Source organism: Flavitalea flava (assembly GCF_054461575.1).
In genome coordinates this window covers 45,886-63,930 of the sequence record NZ_JBTLQH010000010.1, presented here as the reverse complement: position 1 = coordinate 63,930, position 18,045 = coordinate 45,886, and the positions used below count along the sequence as shown (strand labels likewise).

Below are 18,045 nucleotides of genomic sequence, written 5' to 3'. Positions count from 1 at the left end.
ATAAAAGAAAAGGCCGTCCTCGATTACCGGGACGGCCTTTTTCGGTCTGGCCTTTTTCAGCCTGTATAAAATGCAATTTCTCCAATAATAAAATCTATTTCTTCAACACTTTGGCCATAGTCGCACCGATATCGGCAGGGCTTTGTACTACATGGATACCGCATTCAGCCATGATCTTCATTTTGGCTGCTGCTGTATCGTCGGCACCGCCTACAATCGCTCCGGCATGTCCCATTCTGCGTCCGGGAGGAGCAGTTTGGCCGGCAATAAATCCAACGACCGGTTTGCGGGAGTTCTCTTTGATCCATTTAGCAGCATCTGCCTCCATACTTCCTCCAATTTCTCCTATCATTACAATCCCTATTGTCTCGGGGTCATTCATCAGCAATTCTACCGCTTCTTTGGTGGTGGTACCGATAATTGGATCTCCACCGATCCCTACTGCAGTAGAGATGCCCAGACCTGCCTTAGCCACCTGGTCTGCTGCTTCATAGGTGAGGGTACCCGATTTGGAAACGATACCGATCTTGCCGGGAATGAACACAAATCCGGGCATAATTCCCACTTTACAAGCCCCTGCAGTAATAACTCCGGGGCAATTCGGACCGATTAAACGGGTGTTTTTGCCTGCAAGGTAATTTCTAACCTTTACCATATCCTGAACCGGAATGCCTTCTGTAATGCAGACTACCAACGCTATGCCGGCTTCCGCTGCTTCCATGATGGCATCGGCTGCAAAAGCCGGAGGAACGAAAATGATGGAAACATTGGCTTCTGTAGCCTTGACTGCATCCGATACCGTATTGAATACCGGTCTGTCGATATGGGTGGATCCGCCCTTTCCGGGGGTTACGCCGCCTACGACCTGGGTGCCGTAATCGATCATTTGGGTAGCATGGAATGTTCCTTCCGTTCCTGTAAAGCCCTGTACGATGATTCTGGAATCCTTGTTAACTAAAATTGCCATGAGAATAAATTTGAGAGCGATCGTTTTTGACTGTGCCCCAGGGTTTTACCGTAAGTTCCGGAGCTACAAGCTGACCATTCGGTGGGCAAATTTAGGGAAAAATTTTGATCGGGGTTTTGGTAAAAAATACCCCGATCAAAATTTTATCTAATGTCGGGGCCTTCGGCCGATCGCCCCGTGGGCGATCATGGGATACTGGGTTTTTGAAGGGGATAGTTTTTTTAAGATTTTACATCAAATAACTGAGTTAAAAGCAATTTATCCTTGTTCCTATGCGTGCTAATCCGAAAAGAAAGCCACCCGGGAGGGTGGCTAGATAATATATCGTAAAAATAACATTTACTTATTGTTGTCCATACATCACGATAGAGGCTTTGGCCAGGGTATTGGAGTTAATATAGAATCCTACGATAGCCGGATTGGCGTTTTTGTCCAGATCCAGCTTGCTTTTTAGGGCAAAAACGGTGATCAGGTATTCGTGGATCGGACCAGCGGGAGGACAAGGGCCGCCATAACCCTGTTTGCCGAAATCGGTCAGGCTCTGGATGGATCCGGCCGGTGCAAGTCCTTTACTGACGTCCCCGGCATTGGACTTCAATTCGCTGGTAGTTGCCGGTAAATTAAAAATCAGCCAGTGCCAGAATCCGCTGCCTGTGGGAGCATCCTTATCATACATAGTAACGGCGAAAGCCTGGGTTCCAGCCGGGGCGTTTGACCAGGACAATTCTGGTGATATATTTTCTCCATGGCAGCCGAATCCATTAAAAAATTGCCTGTTGGTCGCCTGTCCGCCGATATCATTGCTTTTTAAGGTAAAAGTCTGGGCAGAAACCAGGGTTGTGTTTAGGGCAAAAGCTCCTAAAATGAAGAGTAGTTTTTTCATGATGATAGATTTTTCGAGCCTTACTTATTATAAATAATTTGAAGATTCTCTTATTTCAGCAATTCATCCATGTCGCGGTTATTGTCGATCTTCCCTTTCATTTCCAGCATACGCATGTCCTTGGCATCCTGCAGGAAGCTGGAGGCAAAAATAAAATCATTTAATCGTTTATTTTTGTTGAAGATGATTTCCTTGTTGCTTCCTTCCCATTCCTTCAAACCCTGATACATATAAATAATATGATCGCCGGTTTCCATAACACTGTTCATATCATGGGTATTCACAACGGTAGTAATATTATATTCGATCGTAATTTCCTGAATCAGTTTGTCGATTAGCAACGATGTCTGGGGGTCCAATCCGGAATTTGGCTCATCGCAGAAAAGGTATTTGGGATTCAGAACGATAGCCCGGGCAATGCCTACCCTTTTTTTCATCCCTCCGGAGATCTCTGCCGGAAATTTTTTGTTGGAATCTTTTAAATTCACCCGGTCCAGTACTTCATTCACCCTTTGTAATTTTTCGGCATATGTTTTTTTGGTGAACATATCCAGGGGGAACATCACGTTTTGTTCCACGGTCATACTATCGAAAAGGGCGGAACCCTGGAACAGCATGCCGATCTGCTGTCTCAATTCCTTGCGCTGCTCGTTATTCATATCTGAGAAAACCTGCCCGTCATAATCGATCTCCCCGCTATCGGGTTCAAATAGTCCAACCAGGCATTTTATAAAGACGGTTTTGCCGCTACCGCTGGTCCCGATGATCAGGTTGCATTTCCCGGTCTGGAAAGTAGCGCTGACCCCATTGATAACGGTCTTTTCTCCAAAACTTTTCTTGATATCTTTAACTTCTATCATGATAATTTGTCGTCTTTTGGTCTTCTTTTCATTATAGTTGCGACGCTCCGTTCAACCCTCCACTGTTCGGTGTTTTTTCCCGGCCGCTGAAGCGGTCGATATGACCGCTTCAGCGGTCGGGCTCCCTGAATGTGCCCGGCTGTTGCAAGCAACAGCCTGTCTGGGCTCTAATGTCTTTGTTATGACATGACGCCGCGACGGTGTCATGTCATAACAAGAGGGCCGCCAGAATATAATCCGCAAAAAGCACCAGTACGCAGCTCACCACTACCGATTTCGTACTGGCCCTTCCGATCTCCAGGGCTCCCCCCTGCACATAATAGCCATAATATGCGGGGATGCTGGAGATGATAAAGGCAAAAGTATAGGCTTTGGCCAGCGCAAAAAACACATTGTAAGGTTTAAAGAACTGATGCAACCCTTTATCAAAAGCTGCTCCGGACAAAATCCCCGTCAGGGTGCCAGCGAGCCGCCCGCCTACTATTCCCAAAACGGCCGAAATAACCACCAACATGGGAATAACGACAATAGCCGCCACTAATTTTGGAAAAACAAGATAGGCCTTGGTATTGATACCCATGATCTCCAGGGCATCGATCTGTTCACTGACGCGCATATTCCCCAATTCACTGGCAATCTTACTGCCAACTACCCCTGCAAGTACGATACAGACCAGGGTAGGGGAGAACTCCAGGATAACCGTATCGCGGACGATCTGGGCGATGGTAGATAAGGGAATAAAGGGGCTGACCAACTGGTAGGCGGTCTGTAAGGTGGAAACCGCACCCATAAAAACGGAAATGATTACCACTATACCAAGGGAACCGATCCCTATTTCCGAGCATTGATGCATGAACTCCTTCCAGTACATCTTCATATTCTCTGGTTTGGAGAACATGCCTTTAAGCATCAGCAGGTATCGACCGAATTCTGCAAAAAATTTCATGACTGAAAATACAATTTAAACCGTTCTTATAAATCTTGATTAGCCCTATACTGCCTTATTTTTCTAATTTTTTTGATCTTTTCCACCAGGGTGCTTTTTTCAGCGCTTCCTCATTGGATGCTGAATTTTCACATTTGATCTGTGCATCCACGATCGCCACCAATGCCATATTATAAATATTGCGCACAGAACTGCCCAATTGCAACACATGAACCGGTTTTTTCAGACCCAGCAGGATCGGGCCGATGGCATCGGCCGCCCCCACCTCTTTTAACAGGTTATAGGCTACGTTTCCTGCTGCCAGGTTGGGGAAGATTAGCGTATTGACCTCCTGGTCCACCAACTCGCTGAATGGGTAATTCTCTTTCAGCAGGTCATTATTAAGAGCTACACTGGCCTGCATTTCCCCATCGACGATCAGGGTGGGATCCTTTAGTTTGACCAGCCGCCGGGCTTCAGCGACAAGCCGGGCCTCCGGTGAATCGCTGGTCCCGAAGTTGGAATAACTGAGCAGGGCAATCCTGGGGGTAAGACTGAAATTCTGTACTTCCCGGGCAACAAGCAAGGTAATATCGGCCAGTTCTTCGGCGGTGGGGTTGAAGTTAACGGTAGTATCGGCCAGGAATAACGGACCTTTTTTGGTGAGCATCATATACATCCCGGCAATCTTCTTAACACCGTCTTCAGTGCCTATCGCCTGGAGAGCCGGCCGGATCGTATCGGGATAGTTTTTCGTCAGTCCGGAGATCATGGCATCGGCCTCGCCTGTCTCTACCATCATACAACCAAAATAGTTCCGGTCCCGCATGATCTTCTGCGATTCATATTTATTGAAGCCCCTGCGTTGACGTTTCTTAAAGAACAGATCGCTGAAAAGCTTCCGCTGTTCTTCGTATTCATCCTTCTGCGGGTTGATGATGGGCATGCCATCAAGATCGATATTATTGGCCAGAGCGATAGAACGGATCTTTTTTTCATCTCCCAGTAACATAGGAAAGGCCACTCCCTCATCGTACAGGATCTGGGCTGTTTTCAGGATCTTCAGGTTATCGGCTTCTGCAAAAACCAGGCGTTTGGGGTTATTTCGTGCTTTACTACCCAGGAGACGGATCAGTTGGTTGTCCAATCCCAGGCGTTTGTTCAATTCGATGGCATAGGCATCCCAGTTATCAATCGAAGTCTGAGCCACCCCGCTCTCCATGGCTGCCTTCGCTACGGCGGGGGCAACGGTGGACAGCAAGCGGGGGTCGAGGGGTTTGGGAATGATATAAGTGGGTCCGAAAACTATTGTCTTCTCATTATAAGCCATATTCACGATATCCGGCACCGGTGTTTTGGCCAGTTCAGCCAGGGCTTTCACAGCCGCCAGCTTCATTTCCTCATTGATCTGGGTGGCGCGGACATCCAGGGCTCCCCGGAAAATAAAGGGGAATCCCAGTACATTATTGACCTGGTTGGGGTAATCGCTGCGACCGGTAGCCATAATGATATCGTCCCTGACTTCGGTAGCGACCTCATAACTGATCTCCGGATCCGGGTTGGCCATGGCGAAAACGATAGGCCTTTTAGCCATGCTCTTCACCATTTCAGCAGTCACCACATTCCCTACACTGAGCCCTACGAAAACATCGGCATCTTTAAGCGCCTTTTCCAGGGTCCAATCGCTTTTGGCAACGGCGAACTTCTTTTTTTGTTCATCCAGGTCCGTCCTGCCTTCGTGGATAACCCCATCTTTATCGAATAAAATAAAATGCTCGTATTTGGCACCCAGGGCTACATACAATTTGGTACAGGCCATGGCGGCCGCCCCGGCGCCGTTGATGACAAAACGGACTTTGTCTATCTTTTTCTTTTGGACCTCCAGGGCATTGAGCAGGGCTGCGCTGCTGATGATTGCCGTGCCGTGCTGATCGTCGTGCATCACGGGAATCTTCAATTGTTCCCTTAGTTCCCGTTCTATATAAAAACATTCGGGAGCCTTTATATCTTCCAGGTTGATGCCTCCGAAAGTGGGTTCCAGCGCTTTTACGATCTGAACGAATTTCTCAGGGTCTTTTTCATTGATCTCTATATCGAATACGTCAATATCGGCAAAGATCTTAAATAAGACCCCCTTTCCTTCCATGACTGGTTTGGAGGCTTCCGGACCGATGTCTCCAAGCCCCAAAACGGCCGTCCCGTTGGTGATAACGGCTACCAGGTTGCCCTTGGCTGTATATTTATAGACCTCTTCTACATTTTTATAGATTTCTTTACAGGGTTCTGCGACGCCGGGGGAGTAGGCCAGGGAAAGATCCCTTTGTGTTTTGGCCTCTTTCGTGGGCACGACTTCGATCTTACCGGGTCTTCCTTTGGAGTGATATTCTAGCGCTTGCTCCTTTCGGAGCTCTTTTTTTTGCATACAGGGAATTTAGTTACGCGGCAGGCGGAATCCGGCAAATCCATACCCTCCATTCATCTTCCGATCATCACCTTACCGGTTTAGCCAACCGACAAAAACCGGTGCAAAATACGAAATTGATTCTAAACCAGGATTTCAGGGTTTCGCCCTTACCCTTAACGCATTAAAGGTCATTTTTAAGCCACTTTCCCGAAATTATTATTTCCTCAGATATCCTGGTTCCCTTGTCCTGGTGTCCCATAAGCAAATCCTCCAATTATAGTTTGTGTCCATTTTAATACATGATTCCCCTCAGGTATTCCTAAGGTCAAACATTCCTGCAGGTTGGCCGCAGTGGCTTGTATTAATTTTTGTTTATTCCTCATTATTCATGCATGCACTGAATCCTCTGCAGTGACGGTTGCCCGAAGTTCAAAATCGGGTACTGATTGCAAACAATGGGGCCACCTTTTATAAAAAACCCCTTATGCATCCGACTGAACCTGTTTGTAAGACAAGTATACTAAGGCTATTAGGTATGTTGATGATTATTTTTTTCCTATCTGGACCTGCAATAGGAAGCCGGTCAGGTGGCTTTAAAAAATATACCTGTGGATTTGACATTGGATCGATGAAAAAGGATGGAAAGGTTACCGGCAAAGGTTTGGAGAACGATCCATATATCATTATCGCCCATTATTATTATTACCGTGGACTGAATGAAAAAATAATCTCAGGTTTCAGGGAAGCTATGAATGATTATAATCAAGGAGGTAAGATTTGGAAAATAAAAGGAGACAATAAGACCCGTGTTTATGTAAAATTTGAATTAAGTTTTGAAGAAAAAGATACATCCTTGTTGAAGGAAGAAATCCTTTCTCCCGATTATATAGATTCTCTTCATCATTTTGGGAATATGGTGCTGGCTATGAGCGATAATCAGGAAGCCTATGGGCAGGGCGGAAATTTTGTAATTGCAATGGATATAGATAAAATAAGAAAAGATGTTTATGTATTGGGGATGACCGGGTTGGGTAGTAATGAAATTTTAGTAGAACAATTAATTAAAGGAGTATTCATTCACGAAATAGGCCATAATTTAGGGGGAAATCATAGTGATGGATATACTATGATGAGAAGCCAGGTTCCCAAAAATATATTGGCCTATGAGGCGGAATTTCATTCCTGTCCCGATTGTTTTTCGAAAGTAGATTCGCGTTTTCTGAGGATCCTGGTTTCCAGAATTGATTCACCCTATTGTACAGGATACGAAAAAGATAAGGACTATCAGAAGGCATTTGCCGCTTATCTGGACTCGTTGAAAAACGAAAAAATAAACAAAAGCCTACCAGCACCTCAAAGGCCTGATTCCTGTATATATGAGGGAACATCGGGTAAGCTCTTTTCCGCCTCCTCTCTGAAATCAATGCGGACAATTCAATAGGAATCTCTTTTGACCGTTCGCCATTCAGCATCTTTTCCGGAATTGAGCAGCTGTAAGGCATTTATCGGACCATATCTCCTTACATCACCGACAACTCGATATGTGAAGGGAAAATAGCCGACCGGTAGATCTTATGGGTGGCGGAATGAAAATCCTCTTCTTTGGCTTCAAAAATATTCGGCACGAACTTTTGGGGATTCCGGTCGATTATAGGGAACCAGGTACTTTGGACCTGAACCATGATCTTATGTCCTTTGCGGAAAACATGATTTAAGGTGTGCAGATCGATCTTATATTCTTCCACCTTTCCGGGCGGGATCGCTTCCGGATGTTCGAAACTTTTTCTATAACGGCCCCGGAATACATCATTGGCGACCATGAACTGATAACCTGCCATTTTCGGCTCTTTCGGATAGATTTGCGGATAGACATCGATCAGTTTTACGACCCAGTCGGCATCGCTACCGGTTGTGGAGGCATAGATACGGGCCAGCAAAGCGCCTGTCACGGTGATATCGTTCTCCAACGTATCCGTCTCCCAGCTGAGTACATCCGGACGGTTGTGAACAAAACGTTGATCTTCCGTCAGCCAGGTATACCATCTGGAGCCGGGGCCGTAAGTCTCTTCGACAGGCCGGTTCCTGTAGGGAACCGGATGGGCAGGGTCGGAGACATAGGCATCGAATTTTACTTCCCAACTGGTATTGGTCTTGGGTTTTTCGAAGGATAGTTTCCCGTTTGCCCGGAAATAGAGATCCTTTCGTTTGGCCTGGCGCGGTGGCCAGCTGTCATAAGTTTTCCACGTATTGCTTCCCGTCTGGAAAGTCGTCGCCTCCGGGAAAACTCCGTCTCCCTTTCCTTTCAGGTACCAGGCAAACCAGTGGGCCTGGATTTCTTTTCTAAAATGAACGCCGGTGGCTGAATCGAAATTGATATTGCCGAGTTTGGTTCCCGGACCGCCTGCCCAGCCACCATGGTTCCAGGGACCCACGACCAGGTGATTATACCGGCGATGATCCTGTTTCTCCCAGGTTTCGTATGCCTTGACAGCTCCGTAAAAATCTTCCTGATCCCACCAGCCGGCCACGTTCAGCACGGGAACGCGGGGTGAGTCGAGCAACAGCGCCAGTGCCTGCTTTTTCCAGTATTCATCATAATCGGGATGGCGGACGAAATTATTCCAGGAGGGTAATTTGCCGAAGAAAAAATTCTTGTTGACATTGGACAAGGGCCCCAATTTCAAATACCATTCATATGTGTCATAATGGGAGAAAGGGAAAAGTGTATCTTTTTTAGAGGCTTCTTCCATGAAAGCATATTCGAAACCATAGCTGAGACGGAATGCGCCATTATGATGAAAGTCATCACCCAGGAACATATCGGCGGGAGTCGCCTGTTCCGAGATGGCTTTCAGGGCGGGATGGGGATCGATCGCCCCCATGACCGAGGTCCAGCCATCATAGGAAATTCCATACATGCCGCCTTTTCCGTTGTTATTGGGGATATTCTTCAGCAGCCAGTCGAAGGTGTCATAGGTATCGGTGCTTTCGTCGATGGCTTTCGGGTCCTTTTTATCCCTGGGGAAACGTTGCATTACATATTGCCCCCCGGACTGATAACGTCCACGGATATCCTGGTAAACAAAAATATATCCATCATCTGCCATATCCTTTACATATTGATCCTTATCCGGACTGGGTTCTTCATCAACCCCATATGGGGTTCGCAGTAACAGGAAGGGCAGGGCCTCCGGTTGTTCTTTTGGCGAGAAGATGACGGTATGCAGGTTAATCCCGTCCCGCATGGGGATCATGACTTCTTTACGGGTATATTTTTCATCTGCCCTAATGTTTTTAGCAGAGATGTTATCGGTTAACGTATGTGAAAATACGGAGAGGTTAAGGGTTAACAGGGAAAGTACGAGGGAAAGCCTTTCGATATAAACGCTCATATCAGTTGTTTTTATCCTTATGAATATACAACATTTTAGGAAGCGTTCACAATTTTAGGAAATCCTCGTAACGGCTAACGGCTATGCCTTTACTCACTTCGTAAAGCTTTTATTGGGTTTGCCAGTGCTGTTTTAAAAGCCTGGTAACCGATCGTCAGGTAGGTAATGGCTATTACCGATGCGGCCGTAGTCAGGAAAACGTCCGGTCCGATAGATATGTGGTAGGAAAATCCATTAAGCCAATTGGTCATAGCCCACCAGACGATGGGGAATGCGATAAGCATGGCCAAACCCACCAGGTATAGGAATTCCCTTGAAAGAAGAAAGGCGACTTCCTGCACGGAAGCGCCGACCACTTTGCGGATCCCCATTTCCTTTTGTCTTCTTTGGGCAGTAAAGGCTGCCAGACCGAATAAGCCAAGACAGGAGATAAGTATAGCCAGTCCGGCAAAACAGCGGGACAGTGTCCCCACTCTTTTCTCTGAATTATACAGGGTTTGGTAATCTTCATCCAGGAATTTATATTCAAAAGCCTGCCCATAATTAAAACCGGCATAGGTTTTTTCAATACGATCGATCGTTTGTTTTTCCGCTCCTCCTTTTATTCTGACCATGATATTAGGCAGGACGGGATAAACCTGGAAAAAACAGGGTTTTACGGTTTGGTATAAGGACTCAAAATTAAAATCGGCTGTAATGCCTACGATCTTTCTTTGCTGGTCCCAGAATTTAACGGTCTTCCCTATGGGATCTTTTAGTCCCATCGCTTTTATGGCTGTTTCGTTAAAAATGATTTCGTTTTGGGCATTGAAATTGGTAGAAAAATTGTTACCCTCTTTGATCTTTATTCCGGATGTTTCCAGGAAATTATATCCCACTTCCAGGTTGGAGAACTCTATATCGGCTTTCGGGTTTTTTCCCGGCCATTGGAATCCGGAGATCGATCCATGATCACCGGTAAGATTGTGATAATAGCTGGATGCGCTCAGTACGCCCGGCATATTTTGAATTTCCTTTACAAAAGAAGCTGCATTTTCTAATTTTGCTGAATCCATACTTAAAGGGATCTCGAAATGAATCAGGTGATCCCTGTTATAGCCCAGGTTCTTCGATTGTATATAGTCCAGTTGCCGGTATACGATCAGAACGGCCACGATAAATAATACGGATAAAGTAAATTGGAATATGACCAATCCTTTGCGTATCCAGATCTCACCTGTGGATGAGCTTAGTTTACCCTTTAGTACCTTAACGGGGTTAAAGCCGGAAAGATAAAACGCAGGATAACTTCCGGCTAAAAAACCGGTAAACAGCGTGATGCCAAGGACGGAGAAAATAGTAACGCTGTTAAAAAGGAGCGTCAGTTGTTTGCCCGCAATCTGATTGAACAGGGGAAGTAAGAGATAGATGAATACGATCGAAAGGATCAGCGATAAAAAACTCATCAGGACGGACTCGCTGATGAATTGGAGGATCAGCGAACTGCGGCTAGCCCCTACCACTTTTTTAATGCCTACTTCCTTCATTCTCCTGGAGGCCTTAGCCGTCGATAAATTCATGAAATTGATACAGGCGATGACCAGGATGAATAAGGCAATGATGGAGAAAATCCGTACATAAGTGATCCTGCCTTCCGCCTGAATGCCATTCTCATAATTTCCGTGAAGATACCTGTCGGAAAACTTTGCCAGGAAAATGCTGCTTCCTGATTGTTTGTTTTTATTTTTTATAAAATCCCTGATCTTATTGTTCACGCGGGGTATATCCGTTCCCTCCTTCAGGATCACATAGGTATTGGGATCGCTGTTTCCCCAATCGAGTAAATTTGGTCTTCTTTTCAGGAGTAGATCATAACTCAGCAGCAAATCGAATTGTTCGGTGGCAGAGGAAGGATTCTTTTTAAAAACGCCGGAAACAAGAAAGTTGCCGCCCAGTTCCTGCTGATCCCATTTCAGGGGTTTGCCGATAACATCCTTTGTGGTATTGAAAAGTTTTAAGGCAAGTTCATCCGAGATAGCAACAGAGGAAAGGCCGGCAAACAACTGGTTCCTGTCACCTTCGATGAAGGGACAGGTAAAGACATTAAAAAAATCCTTTCCTACATAAGAACCTCCAGCCTTGATATGTTGCTCTCCGTTCGCGATAAATCCTTTATACGGAAACCAGGAAGCGGGCAATATGGATACTGCATATTCGATATCAGGGATCTCTTCTTTCAGGGATTTAGCCAGCATACCAGGAGTATTGGCCATCGTTTTAATGCCTCCGTCGGATGACTGGTTGGCCATTACCTGGTAGAGCAGTTTATCTTTCTCATTAAACTTGTCCACGTTCCATTCATCGGATACCCATAACCCGATCATCAGGGCGCAGGCCAAACCCGTGGATAAACCAAAAAGGTTGAGAAGGGTGAACTGGCGGTCTTTGAGAAGATTGCGCCGGACAAATTTGAAATTGGTCTTAAACATAGTATATCTGTTTTGGAGAGAATGGCCTTTTGCCAAAAACAGTATATTGTTTACAAACGCAATGCCTAATGGCAGCGTATTGATTTTCAGTAATATAAAGGTTAAAATCAATTCTGACTGTCCGGAATCGATACACCGGGTGTTCACCTTTTAAACTCTATCCTGCTTCCCAGCCAGGCCATCATCCCTGCCCCGGTCTCGATAGCGGATTCGTCTATATCGAAGGTGGGCGTATGTACTCCTGAAGTTATTCCTTTAGCAACATTCATGACGCCCAGGCGGTAAAAGCAACCGGGTATCCGGCGGGTGTAATAACCGAAATCTTCCGCCCCCATGCGTATTTCAGTTTCCAGTACATTTTCCTTTCCCAGGAAATGTGCGGCTTCTGTCCGGGCGATCTCATTCAGCGTTTCGTTATTATACACCATGGGATAACCGATATCGATATGGAGGTCTATCTCCGCGCCCATGCTATGAACCAGTTCGGTAGCCAGTTTGCGGATCAGTTCGTGAGCCTTGAAGCGCCATTTTTCGTCCATGGCCCGGAAGGTACCCATCAGTTTGACTTCGGTAGGAATGACATTCGTGGTATGCCCTCCCTGCACGGAGGTGATAGATAACACGGAAGGGGATAGCGGATTGCGGTTGCGGCTGATGATCTGTTGCAGGGCAACGATCAGATGTGACGCAACCAGGACGGTATCGACGGTAAGATGAGGAGCGGCAGCATGTCCTCCCTTTCCTTTGATGGTAATATATAATTCATCGGCACTGGCCATGACCATTCCGCCTCGGAAACTAAGATGGCCGCTTTCCAGCCCTGGATGTACGTGTAATCCAAAAATGGCGTCAGGCGCCGGGTTTTCCAGTACCCCTTCTTTGATCAGCAGGCTGGCCCCTCCTGGATTTTTTTCTTCACCGGGCTGAAAGATCAGCCTGACGGTTCCTTCCCATTCATCTTTCAGGGTATTTAATATCCTGGCTGCTCCCAATAAGACGGTCGTATGTACATCGTGTCCGCAGGCATGCATCACACCTTCGTTCTTCGATACATAGGGAACTTTGTTTTCTTCCAGAATGGGAAGGGCATCCATGTCCGCCCGAAGGGCGATCATCCTTTTGCCCGGGTTCTTTCCTTCGATAAGCCCTACAACCCCTGTAGTAGCCATGACCCGGAAGGGAATACCGATTCCGCCAAGTTTTTCCTGAACGAATTTCGATGTTTCAAATTCTTTGTAACTAAGTTCCGGATGCGCATGCAAATGATGCCTGATTGCGATCAGGTCGGGTGCGTATTGTTTGGCCAGCTCTTTGATTCTATTCTCCAGTCCCCCCACCCCCCTTAAGGGGGAGTTTTTTATATCGCTTATTTCGCTCATTTCCTTTTTTATAAACTGTTCAATAATCACCCGGACCACGAATGCATTCAGCTATTCAAATCCTCTCCCGGTCTTCTTTGTCTTTCACTCCCTTCAGGTGCTCAGGGGGTGGATGAACCTGCCGACACCTCAATCGTATCCCGTATAACATACATTCCGGAAGGAAATAACCTGGATAATTGTTTCTGATAATCTTCCGCTTCATCCTGGGTCTTGAAATTCCCGACTTTCAATTTATAATTAGGAGCCTGATACATCAGGTATGGTTTTAATTCCGGGAATTGCTGATAGATCTTGGTCTTGACGGCAAAAACCTTATTACGATCAGGGGAATTGATCACCTGAATCCGGAAACCTGGCATGCTGCGCCGGCTGTCGCGCGTAGTAGCTTCGTTGATCTCCATTTGTTTGTGGATTAACAGATCGATACGGGCATCTTTTACAACGACAACCTGGTTGGAGTCCGTCCCTGTGCCAGCCGTTCCTGCGCCCAATCCCGCTCCCGTACCAGTGTCTGTTTGTGCGAAAGCATGTGACGAAAGAAACAGACTGAGGATAACCATTTTATTTTTAATCATGTGCATTGTCGTTTTTTAGGATAATACGCAAAGTTCCGGCCAAATTCCGGGAAAAGGGATTAGCCCTCTCCGCCGACCTCCCAATTGATATCCTTTGTCCTGGGTTTTCCTTTATTTTCTTTTGCTGAACGGTCATGGTCATCCGATCCCGCTTGGGCTGCTTTTTCTCCGCGCAGGATCTCCAGGCTTGCGCTGCAGCCCAACCGGTCTGCTCCGGCCTCTATCAATTGACGGGCGAATGCATATTGGCGGATGCCTCCTGAAGCTTTTATGCTGATGGATGGGGGTAAATGCTGACGCATCAACCGGACTGTTTCCAGGGTTGCCCCTTTTTCGGCATATCCGGTGGACGTCTTCAGGAAATCCACCCCGATTTTACTATAGATCTCACAACAACGGATGATGGCAGCCTCCGGCAAAATGCCGGTTTCTATAATGACCTTTATTGTTTTTCCATAAGTATGCACACGATCGGTCAGGGATTGCATCTCCCATTCCAGGAATTCCCATTCCTTCTTTTGAAGAGCTATAAGGTTGATGACGATATCCAGCTCATCGGCTCCATCGGCAATGGCCTGTTCCACCTCTTCGAGTTTGGCTTTCACGCAGGAATAGCCGAAAGGGAAACCGATAACCGTGGCCACTTTCACCAATTGATGCGAACCGTTACCATTTTCCGCCGCCTTCTTCCTGGTATCACTTATCATTTCAACAGCCTGTCTGACCATTGGCGGAGGAATACAAACAGCGGCAAAACCGCATTCGAGAGCTTCACCGCATATCTGGCTGATCTCTTCTGCAGAAGTTGTCGGTTTTAAAATAGTATGGTCGATATAAGAGGCGATTGATGTCACCGGCGAAATATGGTTTATTTTCAGGTGAGGCAAAACCCGGATGATTCGAAACCCGGATAGCGGTTTTTACCGCTGGTAAAAAACAGTACATTCAAAATTACTCCATTTCATTAAATTAGAGATCATTTTTAAAGGATCAAAAATCTATATTCAAAATTACACACACATGAGACATTTACGGTATTGGATCTTTATCCGGGATTGGTTATCCCGGAAATGGCCTGTTATGCTGGCAGGCCTGCTACTGCATGCGATGATTGGCACCGGACAGGTTAGTTTTCCTGTAAATGGCATCGCCGACCCCCGGGAAGGATGTTATGCCTTTACCCATGCCACTCTGGTAAAAGATGCAAAAACCACTATCCCGAATGCCACCTTGCTTATCCGGGACGGTTTCATCCTGGGAGCAGGAACCGGATTGGTAATCCCTAAGGATGCCGTCCTGGTTGATTGCAGCGGGAAATATATCTACCCCTCTTTTATCGATATTTATACCGATTATGGGATAACCGCTCCGGAAAGAAAAAAGGGCGGGTTCGATTATTCGGCTCCGACCCAAATGAATTCTGGCACAAAAGGGGCCTATAACTGGAATCAGGCCATTCATCCCGAGATGGAAGGGGCCCGGCTTTTTTCGGTCGATGATCCCAAGGCCAGACCCTTCCGGGAAAATGGTTTCGGCACGGTACTTACCCATCTTAAGGATGGTATTGCCAGGGGAACAGGAGCTGTGGTTACCCTGGCCGGTGGCCGGGAGAACCTGGTTATCCTTAAGGAGCGGGCTTCCGCTCATTATTCATTCAGCAAAGGCAGCTCCGCGCAAAGTTACCCCGGATCACTGATGGGGGTAATTGCCCTGCTTCGTCAGACCTATCTGGACGGACAGTGGTATAAAGGTCTTAACAATGACCGGGTAGAGGACCAGCATATGCAGACAAGGGAAGGGATAAATATGAGCCTCCAGGCATGGCTGGATGAACAAACCCTTCCCCAGGTTTTCGAGGCGGGTGATAAATGGAGCGATCTGCGTGCGTTTCGTATCGGCGATGAATTCGGTGTAAAATATATCATAAAGGGCGGTGGTAACGAATACCAGCGGATTGCCGCTATTGCAGCCACCAAGGCGACCTTTATCCTCCCGCTGAACTTTCCCCAGGCGATCGATGTGGAAGATCCCGGGGAAGCAAGATATGTATCCCTGGCGGATATGAAACATTGGGAGCTTGCCCCTGGCAATCCTGCCGCCTTTGAAAAAGCAGGAATTTCTTTCTGCCTTACCACCTCCGATCTGAAAGATCCCAAACAGTTTATCGTTAACCTGCGAAAAGCCATTGACTACGGATTGAGTGAAGAAAGGGCATTTGAGGCATTGACCAGGACCCCCGCCCTTTTATTGGGCATTTATGAAAAGGTGGGAAGTCTGGAGACAGGCAAACTGGCAAACTTCCTTATCACCACCGGGCCTGTTTTCCAGGAGAAAACGAACATCATTGAAAACTGGGTACAAGGTGAAAAATACGCGGTGAAAGAGGATGCCTGGAAGGATAGCAAAGGGCAATATAACCTGGTTATCAGTCCGGCCGGGGTTGGTGCCCCGGGCAGTTCCTCCTCCGGAACGCTTACATACAAACTGGATGTAAAATCCTCCGGCTCTGCAACGGTGATCGGGAAAGATACGGCGACGGCGAAGTTTAGCTACGATGGCAAACTCGTTTCGATAAGTTTTAGTCCTGTTGAAACCAATCTTCCGGCAGGGACAAAAAAATCCGGTCAGGCATCGCCTTCTATCCGTCTGAGCGGAGTCGCCGGTGAAGATTCCTGGAATGGAAGCGGAGTAGATACCGCCGGTAACCCAGTGACCTGGACCGCCCTTTATTCCGGGGCAACTGCTTCCAAACCCGATTCGGTCAGAAAAAAAACTCTCCTTACGGGAAAGATAAAATTCCCTTTCAACGGCTATGGATGGGATGTGTTACCAGGCCAGGAAGATCTGCTGATCCGCAGTGCCACCGTCTGGACCAATGAGCAGGATGGTAAACTGGAAAATACGGACGTCTGGATCAGGGCGGGAAAGATCGTGCAGATCGGGAAAGGGATCAATGCGCCCGGTGCAAAGATCATTGATGGGACAGGCAAACATCTGACCGCCGGTATCATTGATGAACATTCCCATATTGCAGCAATGTCGATCAACGAAGGTGCGCAGTCCGTAACTTCGGAAGTACGCATCGGGGATAATCTCAACCCGGAGGATATCAATATTTATCGCCTGTTGAGCGGAGGGGTTACTTCCGCCCATATTCTGCATGGTTCGGCTAATACCATCGGGGGACAGACCCAATTGATCAAATTACGTTGGGGTACAGATGACGAAGGACTTAAATTCAGGAATTGGGATCCCTTCATAAAATTCGCTTTGGGTGAAAATGTAAAAAGAACAACATCGCGTAATAATAACCGGTTCCCCGATACCCGGATGGGCGTTGAAGAAGTATTGATGGATGCGTTTACCCGGGCCCGTGATTATGAGAATCAGCGTAAGACAGCTGAGGCTGGAAAAAAGAAAGGTGCCGGTTCCGTAGCCGTCAGAAGAGACCTGGAACTGGATGCCCTGGTGGAAATTATCAATAAGAAGCGGTTCATAACCTGTCATTCCTATGTGCAAAGTGAGATAACCTCCCTGATGCGGGTCGCTGAAAAATTTGGTTTCCGGGTAAACACCTTTACGCATATATTGGAAGGCTATAAGGTGGCCGATAAGATGAAGGAGCATGGCGCTAATGTGTCCACCTTCTCGGATTGGTGGGCTTATAAGACGGAGGTACAGGATGCGATAGCCTACAATGCGGTGATCATGCAAAAGGCCGGGCTCAACGTATGTATCAACTCGGACGATGCCGAACAGGCCCGTCGCCTGAACCAGGAGGCCGCCAAAAGCGTCAAATACGGAGGCATGAGCGAAGAAGATGCGCTGAAGATGGTCACCCTCAATCCGGCAAAGGCCTTGCATGTGGCCGACCGGGTAGGAAGCATTAAAGTGGGAAAGGATGCAGACCTGGTACTATGGAGCGATAATCCGTTGAGTATTTATGCGCGATCTGAAAGAACCATCGTAGACGGGATTATCTATTACGATGTCGAACGGGATCTGGCTCTGCGAAAAAGCATTGCCGGGGAAAGAAACCGCCTGGTGCAAAAAATGCTTTCTGATAAAAAGGGGGGTGCTTCCATGGCCCCGGCTTCTCCCAATTTCCATACCGAACTACGTTGCGGGGACCATGATGAACAGGACGGCTTGCAGACTATCGTAACCAATATGAACCGCTAAAATCCAG

Annotated in this window: 12 protein-coding genes; 2 read left to right on the top strand and 10 right to left on the bottom strand. The window is 47.0% G+C overall.

Translation table 11 applies throughout. The features are described from left to right. Nucleotides 1-94: 94 nt before the first annotated feature. The 5 genes from sucD to ACX0G9_RS11725 form a co-directional block, all read right to left on the bottom strand. Nucleotides 95-967 carry a succinate--CoA ligase subunit alpha gene (gene sucD / locus ACX0G9_RS11745; protein WP_459065097.1) on the bottom strand — a complete coding sequence of 291 codons (873 nt, stop codon included), beginning with the start codon at nucleotides 965-967 and terminating at the stop codon, nucleotides 95-97. A 343-nt stretch (nucleotides 968-1,310) separates the two neighbouring features. Next, on the bottom strand, nucleotides 1,311-1,850 hold the full coding sequence (locus tag ACX0G9_RS11740) for a YbhB/YbcL family Raf kinase inhibitor-like protein (RefSeq protein WP_459065096.1): 540 nt from the start codon (nucleotides 1,848-1,850) through the stop codon (nucleotides 1,311-1,313). Between the two features lie 50 nt (nucleotides 1,851-1,900). Next, the gene (locus ACX0G9_RS11735) at nucleotides 1,901-2,710 is read right to left on the bottom strand and encodes an ABC transporter ATP-binding protein (protein WP_459065095.1); all 810 of its coding nucleotides are present in this window, start codon (nucleotides 2,708-2,710) and stop codon (nucleotides 1,901-1,903) included. Nucleotides 2,711-2,918: 208 nt separating this feature from the next. Continuing rightward, a complete protein-coding gene (locus ACX0G9_RS11730) occupies nucleotides 2,919-3,656 on the bottom strand; it encodes an MlaE family ABC transporter permease (RefSeq protein ID WP_459065094.1) in 738 nt (245 codons plus the stop codon). Between the two features lie 55 nt (nucleotides 3,657-3,711). Next, a complete protein-coding gene (locus tag ACX0G9_RS11725) occupies nucleotides 3,712-6,057 on the bottom strand; it encodes an NADP-dependent malic enzyme (RefSeq protein WP_459065093.1) in 2,346 nt (781 codons plus the stop codon). A gap of 610 nt (nucleotides 6,058-6,667) precedes the next feature. Between ACX0G9_RS11725 and ACX0G9_RS11720 the strand changes: the two genes are divergently transcribed. Next, nucleotides 6,668-7,480, top strand: coding sequence for a zinc-dependent metalloprotease family protein (locus ACX0G9_RS11720; protein ID WP_459065092.1), 813 nt, complete (start codon nucleotides 6,668-6,670; stop codon nucleotides 7,478-7,480). Between the two features lie 79 nt (nucleotides 7,481-7,559). Here the strand turns inward: ACX0G9_RS11720 and ACX0G9_RS11715 are convergent, their stop codons facing one another. The 5 genes from ACX0G9_RS11715 to deoC all read right to left on the bottom strand — a co-directional run bounded on the left by ACX0G9_RS11715 (nucleotide 7,560) and on the right by deoC (nucleotide 14,710). Beyond that, nucleotides 7,560-9,431, bottom strand: a complete 1,872-nt coding sequence (locus ACX0G9_RS11715) for a CocE/NonD family hydrolase (RefSeq protein WP_459065091.1) — start codon at nucleotides 9,429-9,431, stop codon at nucleotides 7,560-7,562. Nucleotides 9,432-9,520: 89 nt separating this feature from the next. Continuing rightward, a complete protein-coding gene (locus tag ACX0G9_RS11710; protein ID WP_459065090.1) occupies nucleotides 9,521-11,899 on the bottom strand; it encodes an ABC transporter permease in 2,379 nt (792 codons plus the stop codon). Between the two features lie 143 nt (nucleotides 11,900-12,042). Next, nucleotides 12,043-13,278, bottom strand: a complete 1,236-nt coding sequence (locus ACX0G9_RS11705) for a M20 metallopeptidase family protein (RefSeq protein ID WP_459065089.1) — start codon at nucleotides 13,276-13,278, stop codon at nucleotides 12,043-12,045. Nucleotides 13,279-13,379: 101 nt separating this feature from the next. Beyond that, nucleotides 13,380-13,856 (bottom strand): SPOR domain-containing protein, encoded by a 477-nt coding sequence (locus tag ACX0G9_RS11700; protein ID WP_459065088.1) that lies wholly within the window; start codon nucleotides 13,854-13,856, stop codon nucleotides 13,380-13,382. Nucleotides 13,857-13,915: 59 nt separating this feature from the next. After that, on the bottom strand, nucleotides 13,916-14,710 hold the full coding sequence (gene deoC / locus ACX0G9_RS11695) for a deoxyribose-phosphate aldolase (protein WP_459065087.1): 795 nt from the start codon (nucleotides 14,708-14,710) through the stop codon (nucleotides 13,916-13,918). A gap of 166 nt (nucleotides 14,711-14,876) precedes the next feature. On the opposite strand from deoC, the gene ACX0G9_RS11690 reads away from it, so the two are divergent. After that, a complete protein-coding gene (locus tag ACX0G9_RS11690; RefSeq protein ID WP_459065086.1) occupies nucleotides 14,877-18,038 on the top strand; it encodes an amidohydrolase family protein in 3,162 nt (1,053 codons plus the stop codon). Nucleotides 18,039-18,045: the final 7 nt, after the last annotated feature.

What these genes read in the sequence shown, in the direction of transcription:
- sucD (WP_459065097.1), bottom strand. Translation starts at nt 967, where the DNA reads ATGGCAATTTTAGTTAACAAGGATTCCAGAATCATCGTACAGGGCTTT.
- ACX0G9_RS11740 (WP_459065096.1), bottom strand. Translation starts at nt 1,850, where the DNA reads ATGAAAAAACTACTCTTCATTTTAGGAGCTTTTGCCCTAAACACAACC.
- ACX0G9_RS11735 (WP_459065095.1), bottom strand. Translation starts at nt 2,710, where the DNA reads ATGATAGAAGTTAAAGATATCAAGAAAAGTTTTGGAGAAAAGACCGTT.
- ACX0G9_RS11730 (WP_459065094.1), bottom strand. Translation starts at nt 3,656, where the DNA reads ATGAAATTTTTTGCAGAATTCGGTCGATACCTGCTGATGCTTAAAGGC.
- ACX0G9_RS11725 (WP_459065093.1), bottom strand. Translation starts at nt 6,057, where the DNA reads ATGCAAAAAAAAGAGCTCCGAAAGGAGCAAGCGCTAGAATATCACTCC.
- ACX0G9_RS11720 (WP_459065092.1), top strand. Translation starts at nt 6,668, where the DNA reads ATGAAAAAGGATGGAAAGGTTACCGGCAAAGGTTTGGAGAACGATCCA.
- ACX0G9_RS11715 (WP_459065091.1), bottom strand. Translation starts at nt 9,431, where the DNA reads ATGAGCGTTTATATCGAAAGGCTTTCCCTCGTACTTTCCCTGTTAACC.
- ACX0G9_RS11710 (WP_459065090.1), bottom strand. Translation starts at nt 11,899, where the DNA reads ATGTTTAAGACCAATTTCAAATTTGTCCGGCGCAATCTTCTCAAAGAC.
- ACX0G9_RS11705 (WP_459065089.1), bottom strand. Translation starts at nt 13,278, where the DNA reads ATGAGCGAAATAAGCGATATAAAAAACTCCCCCTTAAGGGGGGTGGGG.
- ACX0G9_RS11700 (WP_459065088.1), bottom strand. Translation starts at nt 13,856, where the DNA reads ATGATTAAAAATAAAATGGTTATCCTCAGTCTGTTTCTTTCGTCACAT.
- ACX0G9_RS11690 (WP_459065086.1), top strand. Translation starts at nt 14,877, where the DNA reads ATGAGACATTTACGGTATTGGATCTTTATCCGGGATTGGTTATCCCGG.